We start from the raw sequence: 20474 nt of genomic DNA on the forward strand, positions 1-20474 counted from the left end.
CAAAATATAAAATTATTGTACCACAGCGGTAAATGCCCCAACATCATACCTGAAAAATCCGCCGTTCGCCGTACCGATATACAGCTCGTCGCCATGCCGGTTCACGGTCCCGTTCCGGTGGTCCAGTTCGCGCAGTTCGGCATATCCCGTTCTTGCGTCCCGGAGTCTTCCGATCACGGAGCCGTCATGCTTGCCAAGAATCAGCAAGTCCGAACCGTATGGAAACAATAGGATATCATCCAACACCGCAAAGCTTCCGGCCGTATAACGCGACAAATCCACGTATTCCGCTGCGGTATTGGGCATGCGCCACAAGTCACTCCCCGTATTTATATCAAAGGCGGCCGGTATTCCGTCTACCGCAACATAAAGCATCCCGTCATGAATCGTACCTTTGGATCCTTTTCCCGAAATCGTAAGCTTCGTCTTCTTCGCCGCCACGTCGTACAGCCTTGTCTCGAATAGGGATGCACTCCAATATTCTCTGTTGTCCAATGGATGCTGAACAAGCAAATACCGCTCATTCAACACTTCGAACCGCTCTCCGGGCGATGATTTGTATTCGCCATGGACTGCGCCCGTTTTTAACTCCAGCAACTGCCAAGCATCGCCCGTTAGAATCCAGCGCTTATCGGAATCGGGACCCGCGAACGGGTCGATTTGAGGCCCGCCCGAGAAATAAGGTTCAAAGCTGGGATCGTCCAGTTGTTCTTCTTCAGCCTTGACCTTAATCTGCCATGCCGGTTCTCCCGTCGTGAGGTCAAGAGCCTCAAGCTTGTTTTTGTCCCGAATTAACACATAGGGGTCATCGGAACCTTGATTTAGAATCTGGGCCTCCCTAGTGATGTCCCTCCGCCAACGCTCCTTGCCGGTTTCACTGTCGAGCACGCTTAATACCGAGGGAACGGTGCCGTCTTCCTCCCCCGTATCTTTCCAGGTCACTAAGACGACTGATTTCTTCGCTCCCCACATCCCTATCCGGTGCTCGTCACCCGATTTTTGTTCCCACATCGTTTTACCGTCGGACATCCGAATGCGCCGGATTTGGTTGATATACTTCTGTTCTGCGGGATTATAAGAAGTAAAGACGTTCACATAGTCGCCGGAGGTTTCCGGCACTGCGGTCAGGACGCCGAATCCCGCATCCACTTGCCAACGCGTCTCTCCATACGTACGGCCGACAGCATACAATGAGGAGGCATTATGCATGCCGCTAAAGCCCCCGTCATCCCCTTTGATAAGCAGCGAATCTTTTCCCGCGCCGAGTAAATAGGTAAAACCAAGGGTTCCCTGATTTCTCCACTCGGACTTAATGTCGAGCGTCTGCGGAAGCGGTGTTACGGCATAATCTTGAGAGAATAAATAATCGTCTCCCGCATAGAGTCGGTTCCATGGCTCTCCTTCAGCGGGAATGATCCAATGCGTTCGGACCAGCTTGCCCGAAGGAGAAAATGTCACTATAAAATGAGCATCTTTACGCTCATATCTCCAGGCCTCTCCGAGAATCATCGGGTCTCCGCCCACCGTTTGCAAATCTTCGGAAGTTTCCGTAAACGTCGGAGCGCCAAGCAGCTTTTCTACCGTTTTCTTGTCATCGCCGAGCTTTAGGGACAGTTCAGTGATGCCGCGGATTGTATCCAGCGAAGCTTGAGAATCTGTCCCTAACAATGGGGTTGGAACCGGCGTCACACCGGTCACATCTTTGTCTCGGACCCATAGCAGTGTCGGCCGGTACACTTCATATCCCTCATGCCAAACCGACGGAGCCACGACGACCCCGTACCAGTCATTCCATTTGGCCATCGCCACCATTTGGCTTGACTCTGAAGCAGCCTTGTCCGCTTGGTTCCACTGAACCGAACTGGACGGAGCTAGCGACAGCTTGGCAGTAGGACGCAGCGTTACATATTGCGGTGCAAGGCTCACGGCCTTTGCGGAGGCTTCAGAAACATACCAGAGCGGGATCCAGAGCGTCCCTTTATCGTACGTCTGAAAGGACAGCATCTCACCGGATAAGGATTTGACCGTTATTTTTTCTCCGGACTGGCCGAGATACATGACCTGCATGTCTCGCGGATTGCTTTTAACGTTAAGAGGTCCTGAAAATAATGGCGCTTGATGTCCGATGACGATAGAGTCGCCCTGCTTCGGCAGTGTGCGAAATAAGCCGGATTGGGCCAAAGCCCCGGTCCCACTGGCTGCTCCCGGTGAGCCAGGGATCAGTGGCGTGTCCTTCAGGATGCTTTCTGACACTGCAATTCCCGGTGTGGCAAGTCCCGGTGCGGCAGGTCCCTTCGTGGCAAGTTCAGGGATGGTTAGTCCCGGTGCTTTCCCGGTAGCTTCCTTTATAAACTCAGCTGACGCAGTTGGCGTCAACAATAGAAAGGCCACAGCGGCAAGTCCACAACTTCCTATACTTAATCGGCGGAACCACGCGTACCGTGTGGCTTGATTATTTATAATGATGGTTTCGGACGTCTTCTCCATGCGTTCATTCGGTCTCATCCTTGCAGCCCCCTCTTTTTTCCATAGATGCTATATTTAATAGACGCTAAAATTTGCATAAAGTTTTACAATTAGCTCCGGCCGTTTCAACTGAGCATCTGTAGATATCCCCTAGGTGGGGATAGGCTTGATCAAGAGTTTATCATGGTCGTCAGGAACATGACGATCAATTTAATCACCTTGAGCATCCGTTTGGTTCGATCAGTTCGATCACCACTGTTACCTCGTTCACCTTTCAGCGGATCACCCGATACCTCGTTCACCCGGATCACCTCAATCGTCTCAATCATCCGATCTTCTCTATCAGCTAGATCAACAGATCACCTCCATCACCCGCTAGCTAACGGACACCACGGGCCTTAAACCGCCTGAATCTTCGACTTTTTACAGCTAACGGACACAGGAGACGCTATTTTGCCATTTTAGGCCTCAAATCGGCTCATTATGCCGTGTTAAAGGCCGTGGTGACCGTTAGAATTTGAAAAGGGCATATTTTCGAGGAATAAGGTCTCTCATGTCCGTTAGAAGATACACAGAGGCGGCCGAATGACTAAACAAAAATAACCGCCAAGGCGATAAAATATCGGCCCTAACGGTTATTCCATTTCCGGATCCTATTTTCGATTCCATTTCCCGGATCCCAGTTCCGGATTCATTTTCGAATTCATTCCCGAAGCATCAGTTATGCTCTAATGAAATTTGCATTTCAGTACTTCGTACTACGTAATTCCTTAGCAGCTCCCCGCTCCCTACTTAGTTGCCGCCACGGAGAAGACGACGGTTTTGGCTGCGTTGTCCACCAGTACATTGACTGTATAATCCCCGAGTGTCGCCTGCTTGGAAGCGAGCGGCCTGTCCGCCTCCACTTCCGTACAGATCGCGTCGAACCAGCGGTGGAACGCGATGGCGTCATAAGTAAACAGCTGATTCGCAAACAGCTCGATCGGCTCCTTGTTGCGAGCCAGCGTTCCTTCGCGCAGCCGGACCGTGATGCCGTAAGTATTGTAGGTCGGATCCAGCCAGATCGCGACTTCTTCTTTTGCCGCGTTCGCGCTTGCTTCGGCTCCCAATGCTCCGGCGCTGGCCGCCTGCTGGACCGCTTTTTTCTCCTTCTCGTCCTTATACAGACGCAGCGTCGTATCGAGCAAATCATAGTTCGTGCCGCGAAGCTGTCCGGCCTGCTTCAGCGTATCGTAGGCATCCCACATTTTCTGATCCGGGAATGCGACGATCTTTTGCCCGCCGCCAATGGTCGGCACGAGCCGCTGCAGCTTCTCTTTCTCCGGCTGAACCGGAAGCCGCTTCGTCTTGTCCGTCAAACGGTTCAGGATGACAAGCGCCTCGGCCCGTGTAACGTACCGGCCCACCCCGAAGTTTCCGTCCGGGTAGCCCTCCATGATACCTTTGATGAGCGATTCCGCGATAAATTTCTGTTCGCGCTCATTGGCGCTGGTCAGATCTCCATACGACTGTGCCACGGAACGGCTAAAATCCGCGTCCTCCAAATATTCCGTTTCCTGCAATGTGTAGAACAGAATTTCCGCTACGTTTTCGCGGGTCATGTCCGATTGAAAATCGCTATAGCGGCTTTTGTTCAGGAAGTTCAAGTCACTTGCGACGTCTATGTATGGCTTGGCCCAATAACCGGTTAATGAAGGCTTGAAGTCAAAATAACGGTAGTCCTGCTTTAAAATCGTCCGGTTTTCCTCCGTCAGCGAATCCAGAAAGCTGTTCCGCCAGCTTCTTTCCTGATTGGGGTGCTGCTCGCTGTAGGACAGGATCAGCATTTTAACGAATTGATCCACTTTAACCGGTTCGCCCGGCCGGAAACTGCCGTCGGGATATCCGTCCAAAATCCCTTGGTACACCATTTCTTCGATCGCCGGCTTCGCCCAGTGTCCCTTAATGTCGGTGAATACCGCCCCTCCCGCTTGCTGTGTTTGCGTCCCCGCCGCTTTCACTTCTGCTGCCAAAGCTTGGCCGAACAAGCCGGTTAGCAAGCAAAGCGACAGCATGATCCGAAATGTTAAGACAACCGGTCCATGCTGATTATCTTTTTTTTCTTTCATTAATTAGGCCTCCTGCATTATATAATGGCAAGCTGCGTACGCAGCAATATAGTTACCATTATCCAGAAAACCACAATTTTCGCGGGTTGTGAATAGGTCGGGCGGCGGCCACATTTGGCCCCAGTAAAAACCAGCTTTTAAGGTCGCCCCCCCTGTCCAAAGAACTTAGAATTCGAGCGTTCTAACCTCAAAGTCGGGCAGGAGGAAGCATACCCTATTACCTATATCGATAGCACGTTATTATATTGTCTGTGCCACAGCTTTTTCAGGGCGACGGCCGATGAGCCACATGCCGATAATTACAGCTAACCCGCCCACCGTCTGCTCGTAGCCTACATGCTCATTCAGCAAGAAGAAGGACAAGGCCATCGAGGTCAAAGGCATCATTCCCGAAAAAGCAGCCGCAGTATAAGCGGATGAGCGCTTTATTCCCGCATACCAGCAAATAAAGGCGAGTGCTGTGACAATCCACCCGTACCAAGCCAAGGCAAGCCAGCCGGTTAAGCCCAGGGACGACAGAGAAGAGATCGGGCGCTCTATCCATGCCGGCACAACTGAAAAGACAAATGCGGCGATCGTGACGAGCGTCGTTTGTACAACGGGATCCAGACCGGAGTCAGTGTTACCGGAACGGTTCCCTAGCCGCGACAACATATTAAACGTCGATTCGCTGGCCGCTGCCGCCAAGACTAGCAAATTCCCTCCGAGATGACTTGCCGAAAGCAAGCCTCCGCCAAAGTTCGCCACCCCTTGAATTAGGAATATCCCCGCCACGGTAAAAGCCGTCCCGGCCGCGATTCCGGCTGTCAATCTTTCACGCAGCACCAGCCAGGCTAACAGGGCAGTAATTGCCGGAGCCGCACCGGTTAATAGGCCCGCCTCTCCCGCGCTGGTCAGATTCAGCCCGCCAAGCAGCAGCGCTCTGAACAAAAAGATTCCGAAAAAGGCCTGTAAAATTACCATCTTCCAATCGACTAACTTCATCTGCCGGATTGCAGGAATCAGCCGGGCTCCATATAGCGGGACCAGAATGAGCAGCCCGAGCAGCAAGCTGAGCGCGGTGATCGTAAAAGAGCCGAGCCGGTCCGACACAAGACGGGCCGCAATTACGGAAGTCCCGGCTAATGAAAAAGCCAGAAACAAAAAAATGTTTCCCTGTTGCTGTTGATTCATGATTTGGATGCTCCCTCCTTTAATTCCTGAAAATGATCATGGTATAATCTTATCCGATAACTGGATCCATCCAAGTGCCGGTTTAGCGGCATTAATACCAGTCCAGTTCGGAGGAAGTATGTGGGGAATTCATTTACAGCGAGGTGATGGAAGTCCCTCGTTGGCTCGCCAAATTTTTCAACAGATTAGCAGCTCTATCCTGGATGGGACCCTTCCTCCGGATGAGGCGTTGCCTTCGACGCGCGAGCTTGCCAAAGCGTTGGCCGTGTCCCGCCATACGGTCAGCGAAGCCTACGATATGCTGATTACGGAAGGCTATGTCGTAAGCAGGCAAGGAGCACCGACCCGCGTGGCGGGGAATCTCCGCCTGGGCCTGTCCAGCGCGGCCGGGCACCAGCCTGTCTTGAATGAACTGCAACCACCTGCGACCCGGATCACGGCCGATTTCAAAACCGGGCGCCCCGACCTGCGGCCTTTTCCCAAATATGTTTGGAGCCGGCTTCATTCGGAGGCGTTTAGCCAATTACCTTCGGAACTGCTCGGGTACAGCGGGCCGGACGGTTACCCGCCGCTTCGGGAGGAAATCGCAGAGTGGCTGTTCCGGAGCCGGGGTCTGCGCGTGGATCCGCAAAGCATCTTTATTACCGCCGGAGCAACCCAGTCGTTAAGCTTGCTGGCGGATTTGCTGCACCGCGATGACCGGGAATTTGTCTTAGAAGATCCGTGTCATACCGCGGTGCCCACCTTGCTTCGGAATCGGGGTTATTCCTATAGGCCCGCCCCGGTAGATGACCACGGCTTGATTCTGGAAGGAACAGACATGGACTGGGATGCCGGGGATATTTCCGCCGTGTATGTGACCCCGTCCCATCAGTTTCCGCTCGGCGGCATACTCCCGGCGAATCGCCGCACGGCTCTGATCCGGCAGGCACGGGCGAAGTCTTTTTACATTATCGAAGATGATTATGACAGCGAATTCCGCTACCAAGGAGCACCGGTAACTCCGCTGTATGCGCTCGATCCGGAGCGGGTGATTTATGTGGGGACGTTCAGCAAAACCGTGTTCCCCGCGCTGCGTCTGGGCTTTTCTATTTTACCGGAGGCATTGCAGGAGGATTGGAAGCATTTACGTGTGTATGCCGATGTCCAATGCCCTGTCGCGGAACAGGCTGCTTTGGCGGAATTTTTACGGACCCGCAAGATGGATCGCCATATTAGCCGCATGCGCAAACTGTACGGACAACGGCGTGAAGTTTTGCTTGAAGAGGTGGGTAAAATATTTGGACCGGACATTGTGAAAGTTTGGGGGGACGTTTCCGGATTGCACCTGGCTTTGCAGTTTGCGGAGGGGCATTTTGACGAGAGGTTTATTCAAGAGGCGAGAGATCGGGGAATCCGCATCTCCGTTGTCGATAAGTATTCCCTCACCCCCGGAAAACACGCAGACAAACTGCTGCTGGGTTACGGACACCTCGAACCGGATGAAATACGGACAGGCATATCCATCCTGTACGATTACTGGAGGCAAACCATCGGATAGCGGCTATCAAACCGTGACATAACAACGGCATGAAAAAACAGCCTCCCCTAAATAACGCATTCAGGAAGGCTGTTCATTTCTTTTTCGCATATCCCATTCTACCACCCGTAGGCATACACCCGGGTCCCGATTCTTGCAATGACGGTCTTGAGTCTTTGAGTGTAGGCAAAATCAAGCGTCTCTATATCGTCCGTCTTATATGCGGATGTCGTGCTACCCGGTTTTCGTCTAGTGTTGAGCAGCGCAATAATCTCCGCCCCTGTACGAATCCCCATACCGTGAGCAAAGTAGGTTCCGTCCGGAAGCAAGATCGCGTTCTCCCCGCGCCATTCTGGCGACATAGGATTGAAATCGGGGTTTATAAAATAAAGCACATCCCCCGGATAGGCTTCAACCGCCGGGATAATCCGAAGATCGCTGTCATATTTCCAATCATAAAGGAGTAAATCGGCAAAATAAGTATTGAACGCAGGCTCACCGATCGAATCCAGCACGCCCTTATACAGCACGATTACCATGGCCGTAGCACATTCAAAGGCATAAGCCCATCCGTTTCGAAAAATATCGCGAATGCCCTCGGCCGGCGTTACTCCGCTCCGCAACCTAAAGCCTCCGTTTGGTTCCCGGTTCCAAAGCGCCTCGTTACACCGCGAATTTTTAAACGTAGCAAACTTAGCACCGCTGGCATGGAGCGCCCTGGCCGCTTCTACAATCGCGCTTCTCACCTTTAATTCGAACTCCAGTTCACCAATGGAACCGTAGCGGTAAGTCACCTGGCTTTGCTGTTTGCTCTGGAGAATCTCCTGCTCTACTCCGGTCAATTGAAGCTGCCCGATCCGTTCAGCCTCGCCCGGCGGAAGAATAATCATGTGGTCCACCTCGCAGATCGCCCGGAAGCATCTGATTCCGGGCTATATCCTAGTTGGGTTATTGTACGCGGATGAGGACCGGTGCGTGCCTAATATGTTCCTGCAATCGTTGCTCAGGTTACAAATACCCCACCGGATGGTCTTTCAATCTCCAGCCTTTATTCTCCTCGTATAAAAATCGCAGTGTAATCGACTCCATGACCTCGTCCACATCGGGAACCCTAAACACGAATTCCTTCCTGTCGGTTTCATTTACGGAAATCTCAGCTAGTTTAGCTTCATCCCAGTTCAATAAGGAACCCACTTCATAAATCGTATAGACTAGACGGCCGTCCTGCGCTTCAACCACACTGGACTCTACCATTTCTTGTACCAAGGATTCGGTGAAAATCCGTTCCAAATATTCGCTGATCTTCTCCCTCGAATTTAAGTCCTTACAGAAATAATATTGAAAAAACTCCTCATCGGCGAGCCTTTCGTCAAAGGATGCACATTCATTTCCGCCGGCACTAAAGACGGTGAAATAGACATCGATCGCTTCGTCCCTTAGCTGAAGTGCTATTTCATCAGTTAAGGGTGGTACTTCTGCCTGCGGGTCCATATCTCGGTCCATACCTTGCCCTGACAAGGGCTTAAAACTATCAAAAATTTTACCGAGATCTTTCATCATTTCATCGTATTTCCGAGCATCTACGGCCGCTTCTTCCCTGCCCTGATATATAGCCTCAGTCGGACCGCTCGCCACAATGACCATTCCATTGCAAATTCCTACTTTCGAAAACGGCAGGCCCTCTTCCTCTCCTCCGTTATCCCACCATACATCCCATTCTTCCACGGTTCCGTAAATATATAATTCAAACAGCGTAGCCTTCTCAATGTCCCTGTTCTGCGGAAGATAGTAAACTTTAATTACGTCAAAGTCTTCTACTACCTCGTATTTGGAATCGTCCCAGGACTCGGGAAACTCAATTTCAAAGCCTATCTGGTCGTTTAAATATCTTTTGTTCTTTTTCATGGTTTCCGACAGCTTATATTTGGTGATCCCCCAGCTGTCAATCTTGTGATTGGTGGCGGAAGCTTGGAAATAGTAATCATCGATTGAAAATTCATAAACCTCGGTGTTTACATCTTCGCTATCAATGTACCCCAAACGAACCAATTCTTCAGGATCATATAACTTATAATTTTGTCCATATGCCTTTTCCAACCGCTCCGTGTCATCACCAACCTTAATTCCTTTTGGAGCCGGCTCATCATTATCAAAAGAAATTGCATATAAAAGTAAGTCCTTATCAAAAGTAAGGCTTACCTCTTCTGTCCAAATGTCTTTATTTCCCCAATCCCATGCATTAAAGTCCCTAGTATTTTCGATTTCATTAATAATTTCGATATCGTTTTCTTCTAAGATCGTCATTACTTCTTCCAGAGTCATGTCTAAACGAAATAATGCTAGATACTTAGATTCAGTTACATCGTTAATTTGTTCTGGAGTTTCAGTAGATATTACGGTTTTAGCATTGGCGGATTTATCTTGAGTATCGTGGTCAGAGCGGGCTTTACAACCACCAATGAAAATTAGCATACAGCTTAGCAGTAGCAATATTAATAACCTTTTCAAAAAATCCGCCCCTGTTCCTCACTTTTCCATTCGAATCATGCATCACATTCAATCTGTAATATATATGCTCTTCGCCATCTCTAACAGCAGTTCGCGATTTTTGCTGTAGAACGTTTAAGTGACAGCAGCGTAGAGTTGCACTCTAATTTCACTTCCATATACAATGTAATGCATTACGATGTTATCTCCATTATCTTTTTCTTTAAAAACATGCCCTTTAATCCCTTGTAACGTTTCTATCTCCTCAACCTGAATCCCAGCTTCCTTCGCTTCATCAATCTCTGATGTATCGATACCATCTCCCATAGGATAATATCCACCATAAGTACGAATATCGTTGCCATCTTCCTCATAAAGAAAAACGCCATCTCCAGCAGGAGACTCTTCTGAAATATTCCAACTTGATGGATAGTCTATTTCAAATCCAAATTTATCAGAATAATTAGACATCGTTGTAGCCGCCGGATCTCCTTCATTTTCTGTAAACTCCGAATCGATATCTAAATTAAGGAAAATATCGTAAATCCCCTTCGAAGTGATCATTACATATTCCGAGTCACGGATTTTATGAAATGTTCCCGAATCTTTGTCTGCCGACTTCCAGATGATATCCCCCGTAGATTTATCTAACACATTCACACCTTCTTCAAAAGCCGATATGAGTGCGTATCGATCATTGATTGTTGCGATGTCTTCAATAACTACAAAAGACGTTTTATAAATTTTCTCAAGTGATTCCGATAAATCTGTCCACGAATAGTTAACCAATTGTTCGCCTTTATCTTCTGTAAGCAATCCCATTTGAAATGAACTGATTTGATCAGACCATACATATCCTGAGGCATCTTGTTGAACAAATTCTTCCCACGACTTTGATGTTTCATCGAACAGACTAACCCCTGTGTTTTCGTCACTATCCCCCCAAATGACCATCAACTTCCCTTTGAACCATCGCAGTTCCTCGATTTGAGCACCTTGCAATTGTTCTGTCGTTTGTAACTGACCAAACTGATGGGCTACTTTATCATATGTTTGGATAGAGCCGTCTCTTTTCCCGAAATAAACCATTCTTTGATTTCCATTAATGCTTGTTACCTCATCTAATTCATAACGGTTCTTTACTTTATTCGTAGTCAAATCGATGGAGATCGCACCATTGTCAGATCCTATCCAAGCTGTATCCTCATCGCTATACACCGTTAAACTAGATCCTAATCGAAGGTCCTTTTCAGAATAGGATATAAACTTTTCATTCTTTGTGTCGTAACGCACGAGAGGTTTCGATAAATCATTATCATCGCTCCCTTCTAGTTGCTGAAAATAGAACCAAATGTTGTTGTTAAAGGCTCTTATCTCATTGAATCCCTTTGTTTCTATTTCATTGCGAAGCTCGTTTGTGTTCAATTGATATGAATAGATACCTTCCTCTTCTACATACCAAAGTTGGTCTCCTACAAGGAGACTATCCATAGGATATATATCTTTATCTAGTCGCTTATTTATTGTCAGGAAATCATCCTGATTTGCCTTATTTTCAGGAAATGATTGTACTGCGTTCGACTCTAACGTTGGTGGCTTCTCTGAAGCCGCTGGAAGTTTGTCCTGCGAGCCGCTACATGAAGCTAGCATAATAACTATCATATAACTTGCTATTATTTTTGAAATTGTCATTGAGATTACTTCCTCTATAGGTTAGTACCTTACTGATTATAAAACTCTACAATTTCCCCATTAATTTGAAGTCGAATCGTTGTCGGCTCATCACTACTGAAAGGAGGGGTTACAGATGAAATGTCTTCGAAATCTGCATTGGTGAATAGATCTTTATCAAAGTCAATTACATCAGATTCAAACATATACCACTCTCTTCCCAGCCAACCTCTCCATTCTTCAAAGTATTTATCTTTCTCAAAGATTAAAAAATTGTTGTTTTGCTTCATGCTTACTTCACTTATTTCATCATTTGGACTATAAATTAGAATGGGAATTCGAATTTGACTATCGCCTGGATAACGAATCCCATATTCAACCAACCCATTGCCAATACCCTCTACACCACCGATGAAATCTATCTCCTTCGAAAACGGATATAGCGCTCCATTATAATCAAAAAAGGGACTATCAGTATGAACTGTTGGCAAGTTTAGTACCTCATTACAATCGGCTGTATATTCTTTCAATTCATTTCCCCAGGTCTCCCTGTTCACTTCAACTAATTTATTCATTGGCCCTATATCGGTGGAAGGTACCTGTGGAGTAAAATCAGGTTCGTTTCCCAACACCATGGATACATAATAATTCTTAATTTCATTGTCCGGATAGCCAATGACTCCATGTAAAGCTCCCGTTCTTTGCGAATGGATCGGAGCAAAGACCAGTATATTGGAATATTTCCTGTCATCCGTTACAAAAATCGGATTGTCCTTCATAAAGACCTGCTCTTCTTCCTGGCTTGCCGGTACAGACTGTTTTGTCATAATAAAATTAAGCAAAGGAAATATTCGAAAACCAGATAGATAATCGACGTAACCTTCAGATTCCGAAAATTGCCCTAGCCGTTCTAATGCTTTTTTGCATCGTTCAATATCATTCTGATTTTGTATACTTTCATGCGGTATAAGTTTATTATTTGAACTCGAGTTATTATCAGTTGTTAGCGGCTCAAGTTGAATGTTGGTACTCGCATGATTATTACTAATATTCCCCTCGCCCTTGCAGGCACTTATCATAATTAAGGAAATCATAAAAATGATTAAAAAAGCTTTTTTCATACAAGTATCCTCCTAATAATCTATAACTCACCATATCTATTAATTGTTTTATATAATTTTTTTCCTCTAGCAGAACGCTTTTCATTAATTTCACGAGTAGTACTGAGACTACCATCTGCAGGATTATATACGATAACTGTCCCTTCATTATCATAGCCAACAGCTACCATCCAGTGTTCTCCACCATTAACAGCAAATAGTACAGGATGGCCTTTATCGACTGATTTTTTAACCAAATCTTCAAACCCAGACTCCCCATATTTGAAATTAATCTCTTTAGGGCGGGATATTTCAGCTGAATTCCAATAAAGATTCCCTGAGGAATCATACTTGACAGTGTCATTGTACTTTCCTGGATGTGGTTCCTCCCCACCTTTCCAATTTCCAAAGGTGCTCCAAGCATTAACTGCTGCTAACGCTGTTGTAGTGCATCCTATTTGGGCCATCGTTTTCCCATTACCTAACTTTTCTTTTCCATAACGACTATCTCCTTGAACATATAATGGAAAATTTTGAAGATTAGGAATCGTTGTGGCCCCCTTGCTTAGTCTTAACTTCTCCTCTAAGGCCTTCTGTGCTGTTTTTACATTCGCTTCAAAGGTATGACTATAACCTTGATTTTTACCCTTATCTTTGGGGAAGTTTTCAACGTTAGGTACTGTCGACTCATTATGTGGTTCAATTGCATTTAAGAGAATATAAATTCCTGGTTGCTCGTCAACAAATTCCGGATCATATACACCATCTTTAACATATTTCCCCTTCTTATAGATGTTTGTTCCACTATATACATATGGGCTAATGCGACCTTTACTGTGATAGCCCCATCCATTATAGGCCTCAGCAAAACTTAGCATTGCAATTAAATCATTAGATTGAGAGTTGAGTCTGTAAGCGTCCCTTAGATCCTTCTTTTGTAATAGCGCATGTACTGCAGCATCTTCGAAATTGTCAAATAATATACCCTTAGGTTCTTTTGTTGTGACTTTCCCTAACACCTGTCCATTATGCAGATAGGTATTGAAATTACAGGTTGATTCTCGATAATGAATAGCGGCAACCAGTTGAGGAGGGATACCTGTTTTTTTAGAGATTCGCTCATACACATCTTTATTTTTCTCATATATCTTTGCAAAACTCTTCAATGTTTTCCCAAAAGTAAGCTCATCAATTTGGTTTATTTTTGATACCGATTCTTTTTCATGATTATACTTAGATTTGCTCAATAATTTCGGATCGCCAGATGTATTATAACCATTTGTTTCTTCAACGTTCAAAGCCTTCCCCGCAGCTCCCACACCAACCCACAAATTCTTAAAATCAACACCGTCAACCGTTTCAGAGGAAAGTGAATACTTATTTTTTAAAATTTTCCGAAGCTTCTCTGCATACTCATGGGCTCCGTCCATTTCATTCTTCATGTTCTTGGCCTTATATTCCCACCAGGCTACTTGAGCACGCCCGATTTCCTTCAATTGCTCGTGAATTTCATCAAGCTGTTTTTGCGCCCAGGCACCCTTAGATCCACCTTCCATAATCAAGCCTAACAAATAATGGTACTGGTTATCTTGCGGCAAAAGTACCGGGATGAATTTATCGTCTTTCATAATCTGAAAGGAAGGATCGTATGAGCATGCCTCCAACTTGCTTCCTTTATAAAGAGCCGTCAAATCAACGCCCTCCTTATAAAAGTCTTCGCTAATTCCGTACCTCTTCAAGATTTCACGCTGATTGAAGGCTTCTTTATGAGCATTATTCATAAGAGGAATATTTCCAAACGACTTATATACAGCATGTGCTACCTGGGCACGGGCAATCGTATTTCTGGCTTTAAAAATCTCGTCGAGTTTCTTCTTCGCTTCGGTTTGTTCCTCTTCTGTGCCATGAAGGGCTACTTCATGCAGCTTTTGGACCACGGGATCCTGAAATAACGGATCATCCAAGTAATCCTTCAATCCTTCTCCAGATAGTCCTCCCCCCTTGATGTAGTATGAAGACGGAGCAGGCGGTATGTATTTTTGTTTCATCGTTTTCTTTGCTTTTTCCTCATCGCGCCGATAAATTGATGCTGCTTGTATTAAAACATCTGATTTTTTAGTGAGTCTGGAGGTGACTGAAGATGCCATTTTTCGAATCGCTTGAAGGTCCGCATCTACCTTATCCAGAGCCCTTTGTACTTCACGTTCCGGATAATCGCCTCGTAGTTGGCGGGTCAGTTGGGTTATATCTTGAAAAAGATATTGCTCCCGGTCCCCAATCGTTCCACTCAATTTCTTAAGCATGGCAGACAATTCTTCAAGCTTCGCGGGATCTACCTTAATACTGCTCATTCAATCGATCCTTTCCATCAACCCACATAATTCATAGAAAAAAAGACGCGGCATCTGTAAACATTTTAAAGTCCAATGCCTGTTCTTCTTATGTCTTAGTTTTTACATATTTCATAAAAATGCTAGGTTTAGTGTAAATGTACCTGCCGAAAGCTCAATCACTCACCTATTCTTATTGAAAACAGTAACTACGATACTTGAATTAATACTCGAATCTACATATATTTCATAATTATCGTCCTTAAATATTTTTAATGGCAGTTCCGGTTCTTTCTTTTTCTTTGTTTTCACATAATTCATGACTGATTGAACGGTTTTGGCTTCTACCTTTTGGGACAAGATGTCCTCCACCTCCTGAATTTGCATCCCATAGTCGGCACCTCTAGTTGAAAAGGTGATACTTAAGATGAATAGGGCAGTGTGCCCTGTTCCTGAACCTTCCCATATATCTAATTCAGACCCCGTATTTTGTTTCACCTTGAACCCATGAATGGTTTCCTCATAAACTTCATCCTTCGTCTCATCCGTCTCCGGCTTCTTAACATCCTCAACAAATCCCGAAGTACTGATATACACCGTGCTTGATGCTGAATCCCATTTCACGGATGCGCCCAATCCCTCGCTCACAAAGCGAAGCGGTACGAAAGTTCTTCCGCCCACACGGTTTGCAGCCGTATCCATTTGCAGCTTTTCACCGTTGATGTCGTACTCCTCTTTGCCTAACACCAAGGTCAGGGTGTCTGAATCCAACATAACGGTTACCGCTTTTGTAGCGGCCGTCCAGTCTACCTTCGCATTCAGTGCTTCACTCACAAAGCGCACTGGCACTTGTACCCGTTGGGCTTTATCGACATAAGGCTGCTCGTCAGGAAAGTAAATCCGCTCTCCGTTGACTTCTACACGCAATTGCAGAGGTGCGGCAGAAGCCATAACTGGGGCTACGCTCACCAAGAATACGATCAATGCCATTACTGTACCGATTTTTCGTTTCATTTTCTCTCCCCCTGAATATTCATTCTTGGAATAAAAAAGACGCGGCAACAAGCTTATCCTGTCGCCACGCCTAGAGGTTAGTTATTCAAATCATCAAACATCGAGCCGATTACGGTTACTTCAATATTGTCCAACAAATCCACCCCTTGAAGAGTACCTAGCTTAGAATAGGTATGATCTCCTCTGGAAAGAGCTGTATCTGCTACCCATGCTTTTACATAGTACTTGCCGTTCTGCATATTGGCATGGGTATAGATCGGAGTATTCTTTGGATTGATTTGAATCGTAACTTTCGTCGTTTCTGTAACTTTATACATTTTTTTCTGGCCGTCTTTTACAAATTCACGATAGTTATAATAAGTATTGCTGCCTAAGGTGGAAGAATCGGTATAGCCCTCCATTACCATTTTCCAAAACTTATGGGTCGTTCCGGTCTTTTGCATGGAGGATTCGATCTCCTCAACTTCCTTTTTATAGCGCTGCTCATTCTTGTCGCTTCGATCCAATACCTCCAACAGGACCTCACCGTTTACGCCTTTTGGATTCTTTGCCGACAAAATCCCGGGAACGGTTTTAAAGCCGCCGCCTTTAGGATCCAGTGGGTCATTCGCGATATTCACCGCCGTCTTCTTGTTGTTGATATAGATCAGATTGGTTTCATAGCGGAAGGAGTCGATTAGCGTGTTTACCAAATCCTCATGATCCTTGGTATCCGCGTCAGACTGCTTATAAGTGACGGTCTTTACGTTAAAGGTGTAGCTTCCGGCCGGATTGAAATAATAACCGGATTTGATCGGATAAGCATACTTTTGCAAGTCACGGTCCGTTGGAAATACTGCCTTATCATAAAGCTTCTTATTGTTCTTCTTGTCTTTTGCCGCTTTTCTGGCTGTCGCATATTCCTGCGCCATCGTCTTCTCTGATTTCCAAGCGATATTAGCGCTCGCCTGCTGGGTGAATACACGCTGATATTGACCTGGAACGGCAATTCCGTTGTCATTGGCATCAGGCTTTATTCCGTTTGGTGCATAGGGCTTCCCATTCTCGTCCAAATGGTACATCCATCGGATTACATCGTAATTATAGGGTTCATTTTCCCAGTACATGTCCTTTTTGAATGTTTTGTCCGCGTTGGAGTAATTAATTTTATTCTGAAAAGTTTGCTTCGGGATTTCCTTCAGGCCATTATAAACATAAACATCGTAGGCCTTACGGTCTGTGCCTGGTACCTCAAAATTAGCTGATTCGGTGCCAGTCTTAGTCTCTGGAGTGCATTCTTCTTCTCCCTTTTCGTTCTTAGTGCAGTTTTGGACGGTATACTTATAATCTGCACTTACAGATCCAGAATAGGACACCGTTCCATCCCGACGGAGAGGATCTTTAGGTTCGGGAGCAGGCTTCTTCCATTTTTTGTTCTCCGGGTCATCCCCAAAGTCCTTTCGGTGAATCGTTGCCTCGAATACCGGACTCCGAGAGATCGATTCGCTCCACTCATTGACATCCGGATTGTTCGTTACTTTATGCTCCCTGAATAAATTCGGGGTATCATTGTTGACATTGAGCTTGCCGGTCGCCGGGCTAGTCCAGGATGCATCCGAGCGGGGCAATTTTAGCGTTGCTACCAAAGGATTATTTTTAAGCGAAAATTTATCCTTCACGGAAAGGATATCGTATTGTAATCCTTTTGGAACAATGACCTGAACCGCCTTCGGGCTGGAATTCAAGACGTTGTTGCCCAGAATGATTTCTTCGGGGTCCTTTCCGTCTTTATTGACCTTAAACTGAATCGTAACATCGCTTCTTGGCATAGTAAACTCGGCAATCAGTACCCGGCTTTCATTTTTAACCAACTTGATATTTCCCGATTGGCTTGATGCATGACCGGAGAACGACAGTCCGTTGTCTTGCGCAGTCAACTTATTTCCGCCGCTGGTTATGTTCCACTCAAACTCAGGATTAACCGGATCCGAAAAATTCGAAGCGACACTAACAGCTACCTTTATTCGTTCCCCAGCCAGCGCCTCTTTTGGAAGGGAGTCGAATTTCGCGGAGATATCGGTGGTCTGCAAAATAAATGGCGCTAAAGGGATATCCAAGTAAGTAATGCCAATCGAGCTATCGATATAGATCGTTCCTAACCCCCAGGAATATTCCGTTGGAGGTTGAAGCACATGGACGTAATGCGTCCAATTCCCTCCCTTGGAGGGTTTAGCTCCATCGACATATACCGGTTCATCCTGCAAAGTAGCGTTTTGGTTGTTATACATAAATTCTTTATACCTGTGGTCTCCGCCGTATACGAAAGTCAGGCCATCGATGATAGACTGTTCCAAGGTTCCGTCCAATAGGTACTTGTTGATGCGTTCAGTATCCTTGTAATCATCAAATGGAGTTGTAGCTATTCCGTATTTCCCTATTACTCTTGAATTTATCCAAGGGGTAGGAATCATATCGAAGTTTTGTATCTGCGTTCCGCTCCAACCGGCAAACCAAGGAACCCCTTCGGTAGAAACATGATGTCCGTCTTTTGAGTATCCGCTATACTCCTTCATTTTTGTTCCATTATGATTAAGATCCGCCCCATGGTCAGTTCCATAAACCATTTCAAAGGTAAACCCGTTCGGATTTTTTTTGATGTCCCCTTCTTTTACTCTATCCAGACGCTTCTGAATCAAATCCTTTCTAAGATACAGGTTCGCCCCATCTTTTGTAATATAACTCGGATAATAGTCATTCCCTTTTCTATATAATTTTTCCATGTCCTGATTAATTTTATCGATCACTGCTTCGACCGTTTTTGGAATCTCAATGTCAGACGAATAAGTCGGCTTAATAGGGATTAATATACCTAACAAGCAAACGATGATGAATACTTTTATACTTTTTCTCATAACCCACCTATTCTTTGTTGAAAATAGTAACTACGATATCGGAGTTAATATTCGATATTACAAAAATTTGATAATTATTGTCTTTAAATATTTTTAAAGGCAGTTCAGGTTCTTCCTTTTTCTTTGTTTTCACATAATTCATGATTGATTGAACTGTTTTGGTCTCTACTTTTTGAGATAAAATATCCTCCACTTCTTGAACTTGCATCCCATAGTCGGCACCTATTGTTGAAAAAGTGATACTTAAGCTAAATAAGGCAGTATCCCCTGTTCCTGAACCCTCATATATCCTTAATTCAGATCCGGTATTTTGCTTCACCTTAAACCCATGAATGGTTTCCTCATAAACTTCATTCTTCGTCTCATCCGTCTCCGGCTTCTTCACATCATCAACAAATCCCGATGTGCTGATATACACCGTGCTTACCTTGGAATCCCATTTTACGGATGCGCCCAATCCCTCGCTCACGAAACGAAGCGGTACGAAGGTTCTACCGCCCACACGGGTTGCGGCCGTATCCATTTGCAGTTTCTTTCCGTTGACGTCATATTCCTTTTTGCCCAGTACCAGGGTCAGCAAATTGGAATCCAATTTAACGGTTACCGTTTTTGTAGCGGCCGTCCAGTCTACTTTCGCATTCAGCGCTTCACTCACAAAGCGAACCGGCACTTGTACCCGTTGGGCTTTATCGACATAAGGCTGTTCATCCGGAAAATAGATGCGTTCCCCGTTGACTTCTACCCGCAGTGCCAAAGGAGCCGCCGAAGTCATCATGGGGACTGCACTCACCAAGAATAAGATCATAGCCATTACTGTACCGATTTTCCGTTTCATCATTTACCTCCTATTAGTTTGGAATAGATGCTATTTTTATTTTTATTTCTATTTTTCAATATCCATCAACTGCAAAGGGCTCATCAAACATATAAAGCCGCGCTTGCCATTTATTTTCCGAATTCATTTTCATTGCTATAAAGTAGCGTGATAAGAGATGTTCATTGCTTCATCGCATCTCTTATCACGCTATAGGAATTACTTGCCGCGAAGCTGATTTGCGAGATCTTGCTCGCTTTGTTCCTTGATGGTAGCGATTTGATTCACTTGGTCGCTAATTTTGCCTACACATTCAACCAGCTTCATCAGGCTGTTTTTCTTCAAAGTTTTGAATTCATCGATAAAAGTGCTGGATGATTCACCTTTCCACCAAGAAGATACGCCGTCGATTTCCTTTTCAAGCTGATTCAAAAGGGACTCCAGATTCGAACCTTTGTTCTTGATCGAACTGGCTACGCTTCTGGCTTGCTCAGGACTAAACTGTTGGATTCCACCTGCCATTGCTTTCTCACCTCCTTTCAAGCAAAATTGTCTTACCAAACCTGTTAATACCTCATGGAAGTCGAGCGTTTCGGCGAGCTGAGCTCGGCTGCCTTTTGTTGGCGGGCCAGATCCGCCTCCGAGACCTTGGAAGCCAGCGTGTAAAGATAGGTTTTCAAGCTTCCCAGCTTTCCAGTCATGGATGTAATTTCTTGGTTAATCATCTTGTACTCGTTCCGAAGCGTATTCCCCGCCTCCCCCTGCCACCAAGTCTTGGAGTCGGCGACTGAACTTGCGCAGGTCCCGGACTCACGCCGGATATCGTACGAGACCGAATCCGTATTAATTGCTTTCTTTTGAATATCGCTCGATGATGGCATGACGCCATCCCTCCTTCATG

15 protein-coding genes are annotated in these 20474 nt (G+C 45.8%); 1 reads left to right on the forward strand and 14 read right to left on the reverse strand.

Translation table 11 applies throughout. The features are described 5' to 3' along the window. Window positions 1-12 precede the first annotated feature (12 nt). The 4 genes from NYE70_RS21235 to NYE70_RS21250 all read right to left on the reverse strand — a co-directional run bounded on the left by NYE70_RS21235 (window position 13) and on the right by NYE70_RS21250 (window position 5747). A complete protein-coding gene (locus tag NYE70_RS21235) occupies window positions 13-2505 on the reverse strand; it encodes an outer membrane protein assembly factor BamB family protein (RefSeq protein ID WP_341048015.1) in 2493 nt (830 codons plus the stop codon). Window positions 2506-2636: 131 nt separating this feature from the next. Then, the gene (locus NYE70_RS21240) at window positions 2637-2795 is read right to left on the reverse strand and encodes a hypothetical protein (protein WP_341048017.1); all 159 of its coding nucleotides are present in this window, start codon (window positions 2793-2795) and stop codon (window positions 2637-2639) included. A gap of 459 nt (window positions 2796-3254) precedes the next feature. Continuing rightward, the gene (locus NYE70_RS21245; RefSeq protein WP_341048018.1) at window positions 3255-4574 is read right to left on the reverse strand and encodes an S-layer homology domain-containing protein; all 1320 of its coding nucleotides are present in this window, start codon (window positions 4572-4574) and stop codon (window positions 3255-3257) included. A gap of 240 nt (window positions 4575-4814) precedes the next feature. Continuing rightward, entirely contained in the window at window positions 4815-5747 is a 933-nt protein-coding gene (locus tag NYE70_RS21250) for a DMT family transporter (protein WP_341048020.1), read from the reverse strand. A gap of 160 nt (window positions 5748-5907) precedes the next feature. Here NYE70_RS21250 and pdxR point away from each other — a divergent pair, with 160 nt between their 5' ends. After that, the gene (gene pdxR / locus NYE70_RS21255) at window positions 5908-7287 is read left to right on the forward strand and encodes a MocR-like pyridoxine biosynthesis transcription factor PdxR (protein ID WP_341048022.1); all 1380 of its coding nucleotides are present in this window, start codon (window positions 5908-5910) and stop codon (window positions 7285-7287) included. A 98-nt stretch (window positions 7288-7385) separates the two neighbouring features. Here pdxR and NYE70_RS21260 read toward each other — a convergent pair whose 3' ends face one another. The 10 genes from NYE70_RS21260 to NYE70_RS21305 form a co-directional block, all read right to left on the reverse strand. After that, window positions 7386-8156, reverse strand: a complete 771-nt coding sequence (locus NYE70_RS21260) for a protein-glutamine gamma-glutamyltransferase (RefSeq protein WP_213656759.1) — start codon at window positions 8154-8156, stop codon at window positions 7386-7388. Window positions 8157-8274: 118 nt separating this feature from the next. Continuing rightward, a complete protein-coding gene (locus NYE70_RS21265) occupies window positions 8275-9774 on the reverse strand; it encodes a DL-endopeptidase inhibitor IseA family protein (protein ID WP_341048024.1) in 1500 nt (499 codons plus the stop codon). Between the two features lie 114 nt (window positions 9775-9888). Continuing rightward, window positions 9889-11445 (reverse strand): hypothetical protein, encoded by a 1557-nt coding sequence (locus tag NYE70_RS21270; protein WP_341048026.1) that lies wholly within the window; start codon window positions 11443-11445, stop codon window positions 9889-9891. 29 nt (window positions 11446-11474) lie between these two features. Further along, window positions 11475-12545, reverse strand: a complete 1071-nt coding sequence (locus NYE70_RS21275; RefSeq protein ID WP_341048028.1) for a hypothetical protein — start codon at window positions 12543-12545, stop codon at window positions 11475-11477. Window positions 12546-12565: 20 nt separating this feature from the next. Continuing rightward, window positions 12566-14875 (reverse strand): C39 family peptidase, encoded by a 2310-nt coding sequence (locus NYE70_RS21280; protein ID WP_341048030.1) that lies wholly within the window; start codon window positions 14873-14875, stop codon window positions 12566-12568. Window positions 14876-15037: 162 nt separating this feature from the next. Further along, entirely contained in the window at window positions 15038-15868 is an 831-nt protein-coding gene (locus NYE70_RS21285; protein ID WP_341048033.1) for a copper amine oxidase N-terminal domain-containing protein, read from the reverse strand. A gap of 77 nt (window positions 15869-15945) precedes the next feature. Then, entirely contained in the window at window positions 15946-18759 is a 2814-nt protein-coding gene (locus tag NYE70_RS21290) for a hypothetical protein (protein ID WP_341048035.1), read from the reverse strand. 7 nt (window positions 18760-18766) lie between these two features. Continuing rightward, window positions 18767-19597 (reverse strand): copper amine oxidase N-terminal domain-containing protein, encoded by an 831-nt coding sequence (locus NYE70_RS21295; protein ID WP_341048037.1) that lies wholly within the window; start codon window positions 19595-19597, stop codon window positions 18767-18769. Window positions 19598-19792: 195 nt separating this feature from the next. Further along, entirely contained in the window at window positions 19793-20095 is a 303-nt protein-coding gene (locus NYE70_RS21300; RefSeq protein ID WP_211022786.1) for a WXG100 family type VII secretion target, read from the reverse strand. Between the two features lie 44 nt (window positions 20096-20139). Continuing rightward, a complete protein-coding gene (locus NYE70_RS21305; RefSeq protein ID WP_341048040.1) occupies window positions 20140-20454 on the reverse strand; it encodes a hypothetical protein in 315 nt (104 codons plus the stop codon). Between the last annotated feature and the right edge of the window lie 20 nt (window positions 20455-20474).

The sequence above is a fragment of the Paenibacillus sp. FSL R5-0407 genome, assembly GCF_038009185.1.
GTDB lineage: Bacteria > Bacillota > Bacilli > Paenibacillales > Paenibacillaceae > Fontibacillus > Fontibacillus vini.